The organism is Variovorax sp. Varisp46, from assembly GCF_059491885.1.
In genome coordinates, this window is record NZ_CP168515.1 from 4,661,453 (window position 1) to 4,674,515 (window position 13,063).

A 13,063-nucleotide genomic window follows, 5' to 3' on the forward strand; every position below is an offset into this window, starting at 1 on the left:
GCTCACAGCGGCGGCAACGGGCGTGACGGCCTGCGCCGGTCGCGCCGCTGCCCCACGGGCTTAGGCGGCTTGCCCGGCCCCTCCTGGCCGAAGGACAGCGTGCCCTTCACGCGCTCGACGCCGCCGGCCGTGACCACGCCGCCCGCGGCCTTCTCGAGCTGCTCGACCATGCGGGCGATGCGGTCCGCCACGTTCTCGTTCGACAGCTTCTCGCGGAACAGCTCGACCATCAGCGGAAACGAAAACGGCGTCGGCCGCGCGAGCGGCTTCAGCACGAGCTGCTGCGCGGCCATGCGCGCGAGGCTGGCGCGCAGGCGGCCGATCTCGAGCTCCTGCGCGAGCAGCTCCTGCTCGGCCTGCTGCAGCAGCCTGTTGCCGGGGTCGTACTTGCGGAACACCTCCCAGAACAGCGAGGACGAGGCCTGCAGCTGCTTGCTGCTGCGCTTCTCGCCTGGGTAGCCCTGGAAGATCAGCCCCGATACGCGCGCGATCTCGCGGAAGCGCCGCTGCGCGAGTTCGCCCGCGTTGAGCGAAGCCAGCACCTCGTGCAGCAGCACCGCGGGCGCTTCGCCTTCCGGCGGCCTCAGCACCTGCGGCAGCAGCACGGCCCAATCGACCCCGGTCGCGCTCAGCAGCTCGAAGCCGTAGTCGTTGACCGCGATGGAAAAGGTGCGCGCCTCGTGCTGCGCGACACGCCAGGCCAGCAGGCTTGCCAGCCCGAGGTGCACATGCCGGCCCGCGAATGGATAGAGGAACAGGTGCGAGCCTTCGCGCGTGTCCAGCGTTTCTGCCAGCAGCGTCTGCGGCGTCGGCAGCGCCGACCACTGCTGCTGTATCTCGAGCAGCGGCCGCACGCACTGCAGCTCGGGCGAGTCGTAGCGCCCCTCGCCGGCCAGCGCCAGCTGCTGCACCACCGCATCGGCCAGCGTGTTCGACAGCGGCATGCGCCCGCCGTTCCAGCGCGGCACCGCGGGCCGCTTGCCGCTCGCGCGCCGCACCCAGGCGGTCATGTCGTGGATGCGCACGAGCTCGAGCAGCCGGCCGCCGAACAGGAAGCAGTCGCCGGGCTTCATGCGCGCGACGAAACTCTCTTCGACGCTGCCGATCTTCGAGCCGCCGAGGTACTGCACCGACATGCTCGCATCGCTCACGATGGTGCCGATGTTCGTGCGATGCCGGCGCGCGAGCCGCGCGTCGGGCACGCGCCACACGCCCTCGGCATCGGGCACGGCGCGCCGGTAGTCCGGGTAGGCCGCGAGCGAGGGGCCGCCTTGCGAGACGAAGTCGAGGCACCACTGCCAGCTCTCGCGCGAGAGGCCTTGGTACGCGGCCGTGCCTCGCACCTCGTCGTACAGGTCATCGGGCATGAAGCCACCGCCCAGCGCCACCGTCACCAGGTGCTGCACCAGCACGTCGAGCGGCTGGTCGGGCGAATGGCGCGCCTCGATATGCCCCGCCGCGATGGCCGCGCGCGCGGCCGAGCCTTCGACCATCTCGACGCTGTGCGTGGGCACGAGCGTGATGCGCGACGGCCGCCCCGGCGCATGGCCCGAACGGCCGGCGCGCTGCAGCAGCCGCGCCACGCCCTTGGGCGAGCCGATCTGCAGCACGCGCTCGACCGGCAGGAAGTCCACGCCCAGGTCCAGGCTCGAGGTGCAGACCACGGCCTTCAGCTCGCCGCTCTTGAGGCCCAGCTCGACCCATTCGCGCACCTCGCGGTCGAGCGAGCCGTGGTGCAGCGCAATGAGGCCGGCCCACTCGGGCTTGGCCTCCAGCATGGCCTGGTACCAGATCTCCGACTGCGAGCGCGTGTTGGTGAAGACCAGCGCGGTCTTGCTCGCGGCAATCTCCGCGATCACCTGGGGCAGCATCGTGAGCCCGAGGTGGCCGCCCCAGGGAAAGCGCTCGGCGGTGCCGGGCAGCAGCGAATCGATGACGAGCTTCTTCGGCACCTGGCCCTGCACGAGCACGCCGTCCGCATGGCCCAGCAGCGAATGCATCGCCTCGTGCAGGTTACCCAGCGTGGCCGACATGCCCCAGATCGCGAGGCCGGGATTCCAGCGCTTGAGCCGTGCCAGCGCGAGCTGCACCTGCACGCCGCGCTTGTTGCCGAGCAGCTCGTGCCATTCGTCGACGACGGTCATCCGCACATGGCCGAGCACTTCGCTTGCATCGGCGCGCGAGAGCAGCAGCGACAGGCTTTCAGGCGTGGTGACGAGCACGCTGGGCAGGCGCTGGTTCTGCGCGCTGCGTTCGGCCGACGAGGTGTCGCCGCTGCGCACGCCGGTGCTCCACGGATGCACATCGGCGCCGAGGGCTTCGAGGGGCTGCTGCAGGGCACGCAGCGTGTCGGCCGCAAGCGCGCGCATCGGGGTGAGCCACAGCACAGTGAGCGGCGGGGCGGCGGGGTGTGCCGTTTCCTTGCGCGCTTGAGAGAAAGCCTGCAACGCACCGAGCCACACGGCGTAGGTCTTGCCCGCGCCGGTGGTCGCGTGAAGCAGGCCGGACCTGCCTTCGCCGATGGCTTTCCACACCTCGCGCTGGAACTTGAAAGGCTTCCACCCGCGTGCGGCGAACCACGCGTCGAGCGCAGGCTTCACGGACTTGGATTTGCTCCTTCCCCTGCCGGGGGAAGGCCGGGATGGGGGCAAGCGGCCTTCGACGACAGGCCGCTGGCTCCGGATACGCCGCTTGCCCCCACCCCTGCCCTCCCCAAAAGGGGGAGGGAGAAATTCGGGATCCATTGGGTCGGTCATGAGGGAAGCAACGCAGCGAGCGTCTGCAAGGTGTCCGCCTCCTCCACGGGCTTGTCCTCCCGCCAGCGCAGCATGCGCGGAAAGCGCACCGCAATGCCGCTCTTGTGCCGCGTGCTGCGCGCGATGCCCTCGAAGCCCAGCTCGAACACCAGCGTCGGCTTCACGCTCTTCACCGGCCCGAAGCTCTCCACCGTGGTCTTGCGGATGATCGCGTCCACGCGCGCCATCTCGGCGTCGGTAAGGCCCGAGTAGGCCTTGGCGAAAGGCACGAGCTTGCGGTCGGCTTGCTCGGGTGGAGCATCCCACACGGCAAAGGTGTAGTCACTGAAGAGGCTTGCGCGCCGGCCGTGGCCGCGCTGTGCGTAGATCAGCACCGCGTCGACGCTGAGCGGGTCGATCTTCCACTTCCACCACACGCCGACGTCTTTGGTGCGGCCCACGCCGTACTGCGCATCGCGGCGCTTGAGCATCATGCCTTCGACGCCCATGGTGCGCGCGGCCTCGCGCTGCCTTGCGAGATCGGGCCAGCCGGTGCCGGTGAGCATCGGGCTCGGCAGCAGCGAAGGGTGCTGCATCCGCGTGATCAGCTCGTCGAGCAACACGCGGCGCTCCGACTGCGGCAGCGCACGCAGGTCGCGTCCTTCCCATTCGAGGAGGTCATAGGCCAGCAGCACCACGGGAATGTCGCGCAGCAGCTTGGCGCCGAGCGTCTTGCGGCCGATGCGCTTCTGCAGCTCGGCGAAGGGCTGTACCTTGCCTTCACGCCACACGGCGATTTCGCCGTCGAGCACCGTGCCGTCAGGCAAGGCCTCGCCCAGCACGGCAAGCTCGGGGAAGCGCTCCGTCACCAGCTCTTCGCCGCGCGACCACACCCAGACGACGCCTGCGCGCTTCACGAGCTGCGCGCGAATGCCGTCCCACTTCCACTCGACGATCCAGCCGGACGGCGACCCCAGCACGGTATCGAACTGCTCGAGCGGAATGTTGAACGGATGCGCGAGGAAGAAGGGATACGGCTGGCCGCTGGTCTTCTGCACCTGCTCGGCGCTCGACTCGGGTGCGATGAGCGCGCGGTAGTCGTCGCCCCGGGGCCGTGCCCCGATGTGCGTGTAGCCCATGAGCCGCTGCGCGACACGCTTGGCATCGATGCCGCCCACCGCGGCGAGCGCCTGCGTCACCTGCAGCTTCGACACGCCCACGCGAAATGCACCCGTGATGAGCTTGAAGTACACCAGCCGCTCTTCGACCGCGAGCTGTCGCCACTGCGCGCGCAGCCGGTCGGCGAGCTGCCCGGGTGCCTTCTTCGCGGCTTCGCGCAATGGCAGCAGATGCTGCTCGACCCAACCCGCGAGACCGAGGTCGTGCACCTCGCTCGGCGGCGGCAACAGCAGCGCGATGGTCTCGGCGAGATCGCCCACGGCGTCGTAGCTTTCGTCGAACAGCCACTCGGGCAGGCCCGCAGCCTCCTGTGCAAGCAGGCGCAGCAGCTTGGTGGGCACGAGCTGGCGCGGCTTGCCGCCGGCCAGGAAGTACACCGCCCATGCGGCATCGGCCGCGTCGGCCTCGCGCAGGTACCGCTGCAGCGCGACCTGCTTGGCGAGGCTAGACGTGCTCGCATCGAGCTCGCGGTAGAGCGCGGCAAACGCTCTCACGGTATTTCTCCTTCCCCTTTTGGGGGAAGGTTGGGATGGGGGCTCGCGGCGTCTCCATCGAGCGCCGCAAGCCCCCTCCCCGACCCACCCCCGGAAGGGGAAGGAGTTTCCTGATCGTCTTCGTCGCCGTACTCGGTCTTGAAGCCCTGCGCATCGAGGCCGCTCTCCGTGAGCCACCGCACCATCACCTGCACGCTGCCGTGCGTGACGAACACGCGCTCTGCGCCGGTGCCGGCAATCGCCTGCTGCAGGCCGGGCCAGTCGGCATGATCGGACATCACGAAGCCGCGGTCCACGCCTCTTCGGCGGCGCGTGCCGCGCAGCTGCATCCACCCGCTGGCGAACGCATCGGCGTAGTTGGCGAAGCGGCGCATCCATGGCGAGCCCTGCGCCGATGGCGGAGCGAGCACCAGCGAACGCTTCAGCAACGCGGCGTCGACACCCTCATCGTCCGCACGCAAGGTGGGCGGCAAAGAGACGCCCGCCGCCCGGTACACCGCATTGAGCGGCTCCACCGCCCCGTGCACGACGATCGGCCCGATGCTCGCATCCACGCCATGCAGGATGCGCTGCGCCTTGCCGAATGCATAGCAAAAAAGCACCGATGCGCGCCCGGCCTGCGCATTGGCGCGCCACCACGCGTCGATCTCCGCGAACAGCACGGCCTGCGTGGGCCAGCGGTAGATCGGCAGGCCGAAGGTCGACTCGGTGATGAAGGTGTCGCAAGGCACGGGCTCGAAGGGCGGGCAGGTGCCGTCGGGCTCGGTCTTGTAGTCGCCCGAGGCCACCCACACGCGAGCGCCATGTTCGAGCCGCACCTGCGCCGAGCCCAGCACATGGCCGGCCGGATGCAGCGAGACGCGTACGCCACGGTGCTCGATGGCCTCGCCGTAGGCCAGCGTCTGCAGGTCGATGCCGCTGCCAAGGCGCGCACGCAGCGTGCCGGCGCTGTCGGTGTGGGCCAGATAGCGTGCGTGTCCGGCGCGCGCATGGTCCGAATGCGCATGCGTGATGACGGCGCGCGCCACCGGCCGCCACGGGTCGATGTAGAAATCGCCGGGTGGGCAATAGAGGCCCTCGGGCCGGGCGACGACGAGGAGGTCTGCTTCCTGCTGTGCGGGCATGGCACGCCATCGTAGGCGCAGCGACGGTTTCCCGCCGCGCCACGGCGGGCGCAAAGCGCTGTGGGCCGGCGCCTACCCGGCGTGCAGCGGGCTACGGCTTCTTCGGCCGGTTTTTCGCCATGTCGAGCACGTTCATCTTCATGCCGTTGGACATGACCATGTCGCCCGGCTTCTGGTCGGCCTTGCAGGGGCCGATCCACCTGGCCTCCATGACGCTCGCGCCTTCGGCACGGCCCATCAGCGGCGGGTTGTAGGTCGACTTGCTTTCCATGCGGTAGGCCGTGCCGAAGTCGCCGCTCAACACCGCATGCGAGGTGGCGACCGTGTTGCCGATCTTGCAGACCGAGTCCATCACCAACTTGCCGCCGTCGGAACGCAGCTCCTGCTTCGAGCACATGTCCTTGCCCATGCCCTGGCCCATGTCACGCAGCGCCTTGTCGCTGGCCGCGTCGATGCACTGCTGCACGGTGTGGCCGGCGCCGGGTCCCTTGCCCGTGCCGTCCCCGGTCTGGATTTCCCACAGGCCGGGTTTGCGCGAGGGAAAGTCGAGGGCGAACGCAGGGCATGCGACGGCACCGGCCGCGATGCAGGCTGCGAGGGAGGACAAACGAATCTTCATGGCGGGCTCCCGCACCGGTGGACGACGATGCCCGGGTTGTACCGCGCACCCCGCCGCGGCGGAATACCGCAATCGGCCTACGCCGGTCGCGCGTGCACCGGTGCGAGCGCCGGGCCGCGCTGCCGTGCGGCGACACCAAGTGCCACGCCCAGCGCCAGGCCGCCCAGCACGTCGATCAACACATGCTGGCGCACCGCCATCGTCGAGTAGACGATGCCGACGGCCCAGGCCATGTTGGCGATGCGCAACCAGCGCGGCGCCCCCACTTCGCGCAGCTGCCGCGCCAGCGCGACGCAGGTGAACACCGAGAACGAGACGTGCAGCGAAGGAAAGGCGTTGCCCGCCGAGTCGACCATCTTGAGGAACTGCAGCGAGGTGCCCGGCGCGGTGTCGACCACGAAGTTGGGAATCGCCGTGGGCACGAACCAGAACACGAGCAGCGCGAAGACCGTCATCGCCGCGCAGCCGAAGGAAAAGCTCGACAGCTCGCGCTTGTCCTTGGCCAGCAGCACGGGCAGCGCGATGTAGCCCCAGAGCGAGAGGTACACCGGCAGCAGCGCTGGCCAGAAGGCGATGAGATGGTCGACGGCCGTGAGCGGCAGCACCCAGGCCTGCCCGGCGTGCTTCATGATCCAGAAGTACAGGGGGAAGAAGCCGAGAGTGGCGACCGTGTTGCCGACCAGCTTCAACGGGAACAGCGTGATGCAGCGCCGCCACAGGGCAGCCACCCAGGGCTGCTGTGCCGTCGATGAAGAAGATGCGTCGGAGGCGGAAGGTGTCATGGAGGCCTGTGCAGCGCGCAGCGCGCTACCAGGGCGTCCACTTTAATTCGCTTTTCGCCGAGGCCACAGTGCGCTCGATGAACCGCACGCCGCGCGCGCCGTCCTCCACGCGCGGGTAGTCGGCGTCCAGCGGGTCGGCCGGCTGACCCGCCAGCCGCGCGCGGATGTCCGCCGCCACGCCCGCATAGACATTCGCGAAGGCTTCGATGAAACCTTCGGGATGCCCCGCCGGCAGCCGGCTCGCGCGCTTCGCGGATTCGCACAGCCAGGGCGCGCCGCGCGTCAACACGCGCTTCGGTCCGTCGTGCGGCAGATGCATCAACTGGCTCGGCTGCTCCTGGCGCCACTCGAGCGTGCCCAGCGTGCCGGAGACGCGCAGGCGCAGGTCGTTTTCCAGGCCGGTGTTGATCTGCGAGGCGATCAGCACGCCGCGCGCACCGCCCTCGAAGCGCAGCAGCAGGCTGCCGTCGTCGTCGAGCATGCGGCCCGGCACCAGCGCGCTCAGGTCCGCGCACAAGCTGTCGATCTGCAGCCCGGTGACGGTGGCGACGAGGTTCTCGGCATGCGAGCCGATGTCGCCGATGGCACCCGCCGCACCGCTCTTCGCGGGGTCGGTGCGCCAGTCGGCCTGCTTGTTGGTGCCGCCTTCGACGTGGCTGGCGAGCCAGCCCTGGTTGTATTCGACGACGACCTTGCGCACCTCGCCGATCTGGCCCGAGCGCACCATCTCGCGCGCCTGCCGCACCATCGGGTAGCCCGTGTAGTTGTAGGTAACGCCGAACACCGTGCCCTGCTTCGCCACGGCGGCGACCAACGCCCCGGCCTGCGCGAGCGTGTGCACCAGCGGCTTGTCGCACACCACATGGAAGCCGGCTTCGGCAAAGGCCTGCGCCACCGGAAAGTGCACGTGATTGGGCGTGACGATCGACACGAAGTCGATGCGCTCTTCCAGCGGGCGCTTCAGCTCGTCGGCCAGCAGCGACTGCCAGTCGCCGTGGTTGCGGCCGTCGGCCAGGCCGAGGTCGCGGCCCGAGGCGCGCGCCTTGTCCGGGCTCGACGACAGCGCGCCGGCCACGAGTTCGATCTGGCCGTCGAGCGCCATGGCCTTGCGGTGCACGCCGCCGATGAAGGCGTCGCGGCCGCCGCCGACCATGGCATATCGGAGCTTGCGAAGAGAGGTATCGGTCATGTCGTGTTCTTCAAGGAACACCGCGGAACCGGCTTCGCCGGGCCGCAGGTGTTGCCCCCGGAAGGGGGTTGGCGTAGCGACACGAAGTGCGCGAAGCCTGGGGGAGAACTCAGAACGGCGAGTTGGGGTGGTAGAAGTCCTTGGCGTTTTCCTTCGTGATCAGCACCGAAGGAATGATCGTCGTCGCCGGCAGCTTCTCGCCCTTCAGCCGCGCCTCGGCCGTCAGCTTGATCGCGTCGTAGATGAACTTCGGCGAGTAGCTCACGTCGGCGGTAATGCGCTTGTCCTTGCCGTCCATGATGGTCTTGACCATGCCCTTGGCGCCCGCGCCGCCGAAGATGATCTTGATGTCGTCGCGCTTGGCCTGCTCGATGGCCTTGAGCACGCCCACGGCCATGTCGTCGTCGGCCGCCCAGATGGCGTCGATGTTCTTGAAGCGCGTCAGGTAGTCCTGCGTGACCTTGAAGGCGTCGTCGCGGTTCCAGTTGGCGTACTTGGCGTCGAGCAGCTTGATGTCGGGGCTGCCCTTGAGCACGGCGTTGAAGGCGTCCATGCGCTCGTTGTCCAGCGTGGTCGCGATGCCGCGCAGCGCCACCACGTTGCCCTTGCCGCCGAGCTGCTTGACGATGTACTCGGCCGGGATCTTGCCGAAGGCGGTGTTGTCGCCCGCCACGTACGCATCCTGCGCGCTGGTGTCGGTCAGGCCGCGATCGACCACGGTGACGTACGCTCCCTTGGCCTTGACCTGCGCGACCGGTTTCGTCAGTGCGGCCGATTCAAACGGGAACACGACCAGCGCGTTGATCTTGGTGACCGTCGAAAGATCCTGCAGCTGGTTGGCCTGCTCGGGCGCGTTCGCCGCAGTCTTGATCGTGATCTTCAGGTCCTTGTGTTCCTTCTCGAGGTCCTTCTTCGCCTGGTTGGCCCAGTAGTTGATGCCGCCCATGAAGCTGTGCGTGGCCGCGGGAATCGAAACGCCGAGGTTGACCTTCTCCGCGGCGAGCGCGGGCAGGCTGGCGAATGCAGCAGCGGCAACTGCCGTGAGTGCGATGCGTCGGGTGAAAGTCGTCATGCTGGATGTCTCCTCTTTGGTGGATGGAACGAACGTACGAACGGGAACAACGAGAAACGGTCTACCGGCGGCCGCGCTGCAGGAAGGCCACGATGATGATCACGAAGCCCTGCACCGCCGCATTCAGGTACACGCTGATGATGCTGGTGAGGTTCAGGATGTTGCTGATGACCGAGAGCAGGATCGCGCCCACCACGGTGCCGGTGATGCTGCCCGCGCCGCCCTTGAGCGCGGTGCCGCCGACGATCACGGCCGCGATGGCCTCGAGTTCCCACAGCAGGCCGGTGGTCGGCGATGCCGAGCCCAGGCGCGGCACGTACAACAGGGTGGCGATGCCCACGCACACGCCGAGCAGCACGTAGGTCAGGATCTTCACGCGGTCGACGTCCACGGCCGCATAGCGCGCCACCTGCTCGTTGGAGCCGATGGCCTGCACGTAGCGTCCATAGGCCGTGCGATTCAGGATCACGCCGCCGATGATCGCGACGATCACGAACACCCACACCGGCACCGGGATGCCCGCAAGGCTCGCGTAGTACACGGGCGCATAGAGGTCCGACAGCTCGTTGTCGAGCGTGAGCGCGCCGCCGTCGGCGAAGTACGTGAGGTAGGCACGGAAGATGCCGAGCGTGCCCAGCGTCACGATGAAGGGCTCGATGCGCCCCTTGGTGATCAGCAGGCCGTGCGCAAGGCCGAACACCGCGCCGAGCACCACCGCCAGCACCGCGCCCATCACCACCGCCAACAGCGGCGAGCCCGACGCCGGGCCGGCCCAGTTGATGAACATGATCACGCTGCCCGCGATGAGCGCGGCCATCGAGCCCACCGACAGGTCGATGCCGCCCGAGATGATCACGAAGCACATGCCCACCGCGATGATGCCGATGAAGGCGGTGCGCGTGAGCACGTTCATCGCGTTGTCGAGCGTGGCGAAGTCGCCGTTCAGCAGCGTGCCGGCAATGCACAGCAGCGCGAGTCCGATGACCGGACCGAGCCCGTGCAGGCGCTGCGTCCAGCGCGGCGCCGCCTCGCTGCGGTGCTGCTGCTGCGCGGCCTCAAGCGACTGCGGGGGAGTTTGCGGTTCCGGTGGCATGAGCGATGAGCTCCTCTTCGGTCAGATGGCCTGCATCGAGCGTGGTGACGAGCCGGCCCGCGCGCATCACCGCGACGCGGTGGCACAGGCCGATCAGCTCCATCAGCTCCGACGAAACGACGATCACCGCGAGCCCTTCGCGGGCGAGTCGCTGGATCAGGAAATAGATGTCGCGCTTGGCGCCCACGTCGACGCCGCGCGTGGGCTCGTCGAGCACCACCACCTTGGGGCGAGGTTGCAGCACCTTGGCGAGCGCGAGCTTCTGCTGGTTTCCGCCCGACAGCGACGAGGCCCTGACGTCGAGCGAGCCGGTGCGGATGCCGTAGTCCTTCACCGCCTCGGCCAGCGCGCCGCGTTCGGCCTCGGGCCTGAGCCATGGCTGTGCATAGCGCTCGAGCGCCATCAGCGTGAGGTTCTGACGCAGGCCGAAGTTGACGTGCAGGCCCTTGCCCTTGCGGTCTTCGCTGAGGTACGTGAGGCCGTGCCTCGCGGCATCGCGCGGGTTGCGCCAGCCCTTGCCGCCGGGCACCGGCTTTCCGAGCATCTCGACGCTGCCGCTCGCGGGGCGCAGGCCGAGCAGCCCTTCGAAGAGTTCAGTGCGGCCCGCGCCGACGAGGCCCGCAAAGCCAAGGATCTCGCCGGGGCGCACCTCGAAACTCGCATCCTGCGCCCAGCCGGACACGCTGAAGTTGCGCACGCGCATGGCGGGTGCATCGGCCGCCACGACCACGTCGCGCGGCGGGTAGAGGTCGGCCAGTTCGCGGCCCACCATGAGGTTGGCCATCTGCTGGCGCGTGACCTCGGCCGTGGGCGCGCGCGCGACGAAGCGGCCATCGCGCATGACGATCACTTCGTCGGTGACCTGCTCCACTTCGTCGAGCTTGTGCGAGATGTAGACGATGGTCACGCCGTCGGCACGCAGTTGGGCGATGAGCTTGAACAGGCGCTCGGTTTCGCCCGGCGTCAACGTCGCGGTGGGCTCGTCCATGACGAGCAGGCGCGCGCGGCGGGCGATGGCCTTGGCGATCTCGACGAGCTGCTTCTCGGCGACGATGAGGCGACGGACCTTGGTGCGCGGGTCGATCTTCAGCCCGACCGCGGCGAGTGCCGTGGCGGCGTCGCGCTCCATCGATGCGTCATCGAGCAGCCAGCCCTTCTTCTTTTCATGGCCCAGGAAGATGTTCTGCGCCACGCTCAAGTCTTCCGCGAGGTTGAACTCCTGGTGGATGAGCACGATGCCCAGCGCCTCGGCGTCGCGCGAACTCCCGAACTGCTGCGGCTGGCCGTTGATGCGCAGCGTGCCGCCGCTCAACGATTCATAGCCCGCGAGGATCTTCATCAGCGTCGACTTGCCCGCGCCGTTCTCGCCGAGCAGCCCATACACGCGGCCGGGCGCGAGCGCGAAGCTCACGCCGTGCAAGACCTGCACGGGGCCAAAGGCCTTCACCACGCCGTCGAACTCGACGGCCACGCTGCCCTTGCCGGTGCCTGCCGCCGTCATGGCGCCACTCCTCGGACCTTCAGCGTCTCGTGCATCGCGAGCACACCCGCGCCGACGAGGCCGCCCTGCGTGCCGAGCGGGGTGTACTGGATCTCGAGATGCCGCGTGGAGAGTGCCAGCGAGCGCTGGTACACGCTCTGCCGCACGGCCGCGAGGAACAGCGGGCCGATGCGCGTGATGCCGCCGCCGATGAACACGTGCGACGGGTTGAAGAAGTTGACGACCGACGCAAGCATCTGCCCGATCAGGCTGCCTGCGCGCTGGATGATGGCGTTGGCCGCCGTATCGCCGCCGCGGCTGGCCTGGCCCACATCGATCGCGTCGATACGGCCGTGCACGCGCAGGCACTCGGCGAGCGCCGCGCTTTCGCCGGCTTCGGCCGCCTGCATCGCCATGCGCGTGATCGCGGGGCCGGCGGCCATGGCCTCGACACAGCCGAGGTTGCCGCAGTGGCAGCGCGGGCCTTCCTGGTCGACGCAGATGTGGCCCACGTCGCCGGCCGAACCGGCGGCGCCGCGGTACACCTCGCCGTGGCACACGATGCCGCAGCCGATGCCGGTGCCGATCTTGATGACGAGGAAGTTGCTCAGCGAACGCTTGAGGCGCCAGAGTTCGCCGAGCGCCATCAGGTTCACGTCGTTGTCGACGAAGACAGGCGCCGCGTAGTCCTCGCGCAGGTAGTCGCGGATCGAGAAGCTGTCCCACGCCGGCATCAGTGGCGGGTTCACGAGCTGTCCGATCTCGAAGTTCACGGGGCCGGGCACGCCAATGCCGATGCCGAGCACGTCCCTGGCGCCCACATTGCAGCGGGCCAGCAGTTCGCGCATGAGCGTGCGCACGCGCGCCAGCACCACGGCCGGGCCTTCGCGCACGTCGGCTGGTTCGTCGTGCTGCGCGAGCACAGTGAGGTCGGGCCGCAGCACGGCCACATCGAGACTGGTGGCGCCGATGTCGATGCCGACGAGCACGCCGAGCCCGGCATTCAGCTGGAGATTCTCGGCGCGGCGCCCGCCCGAGGAGCGCTGCAGGCCGGCTTCGGCAAGCAGGCCCTGGTCGACGAGGCCGGCGATCAGCCCGTTGGCCTTGCTCTTGGAAAAACCGAGCTGTTCGGCCATGGCATGGCGCGAACCGCCGGCCGACCAGAAGGTCGTTTCCAGCAGCCGCATCTCGTCCGCAGTGATGCCACTCCAACGTGCCACGCGTCTTGTCTCCGGTGTTCTTGTCTTCGCCGCGCCCTGGTTGGGGCGAAGGCGAATACTAGGCGGAGGCCTTTAG

The 13,063-nt window shown here is 68.7% G+C and carries 10 protein-coding genes; all 10 read right to left on the minus strand.

What is annotated here, in order from left to right; translation table 11 throughout:
• Positions 1-2 precede the first annotated feature (2 nt).
• Positions 3-2,756, minus strand: a complete 2,754-nt coding sequence (locus ACEN9N_RS22020; RefSeq protein ID WP_495654525.1) for a ligase-associated DNA damage response DEXH box helicase — start codon at positions 2,754-2,756, stop codon at positions 3-5.
• Entirely contained in the window at positions 2,753-4,408 is a 1,656-nt protein-coding gene (locus ACEN9N_RS22025; protein WP_495654526.1) for an ATP-dependent DNA ligase, read from the minus strand. The genes ACEN9N_RS22020 and ACEN9N_RS22025 overlap by 4 nt, the downstream gene beginning before the upstream one ends.
• Positions 4,405-5,532 carry a ligase-associated DNA damage response exonuclease gene (locus ACEN9N_RS22030; RefSeq protein ID WP_495654527.1) on the minus strand — a complete coding sequence of 376 codons (1,128 nt, stop codon included), beginning with the start codon at positions 5,530-5,532 and terminating at the stop codon, positions 4,405-4,407. The genes ACEN9N_RS22025 and ACEN9N_RS22030 overlap by 4 nt, the downstream gene beginning before the upstream one ends.
• A 91-nt stretch (positions 5,533-5,623) precedes the next feature.
• Positions 5,624-6,151: a DUF3617 domain-containing protein gene (locus ACEN9N_RS22035; protein ID WP_007830215.1), complete on the minus strand. Its 528-nt coding sequence runs from the start codon at positions 6,149-6,151 to the stop codon at positions 5,624-5,626.
• A gap of 77 nt (positions 6,152-6,228) precedes the next feature.
• Positions 6,229-6,933 (minus strand): phosphatase PAP2 family protein, encoded by a 705-nt coding sequence (locus tag ACEN9N_RS22040; RefSeq protein WP_495654528.1) that lies wholly within the window; start codon positions 6,931-6,933, stop codon positions 6,229-6,231.
• A 25-nt stretch (positions 6,934-6,958) separates the two neighbouring features.
• Positions 6,959-8,122: a Gfo/Idh/MocA family protein gene (locus tag ACEN9N_RS22045; protein WP_495654529.1), complete on the minus strand. Its 1,164-nt coding sequence runs from the start codon at positions 8,120-8,122 to the stop codon at positions 6,959-6,961.
• Positions 8,123-8,231: 109 nt separating this feature from the next.
• The gene (locus ACEN9N_RS22050) at positions 8,232-9,194 is read right to left on the minus strand and encodes a substrate-binding domain-containing protein (protein ID WP_056589335.1); all 963 of its coding nucleotides are present in this window, start codon (positions 9,192-9,194) and stop codon (positions 8,232-8,234) included.
• 61 nt (positions 9,195-9,255) lie between these two features.
• Positions 9,256-10,287, minus strand: a complete 1,032-nt coding sequence (locus ACEN9N_RS22055; RefSeq protein ID WP_007830211.1) for an ABC transporter permease — start codon at positions 10,285-10,287, stop codon at positions 9,256-9,258.
• A complete protein-coding gene (locus ACEN9N_RS22060) occupies positions 10,250-11,788 on the minus strand; it encodes a sugar ABC transporter ATP-binding protein (RefSeq protein ID WP_495654530.1) in 1,539 nt (512 codons plus the stop codon). Before ACEN9N_RS22060 ends, ACEN9N_RS22055 begins: the two co-directional genes overlap by 38 nt.
• A complete protein-coding gene (locus ACEN9N_RS22065) occupies positions 11,785-12,954 on the minus strand; it encodes an ROK family protein (protein ID WP_478179224.1) in 1,170 nt (389 codons plus the stop codon). The genes ACEN9N_RS22060 and ACEN9N_RS22065 overlap by 4 nt, the downstream gene beginning before the upstream one ends.
• Positions 12,955-13,063: the final 109 nt, after the last annotated feature.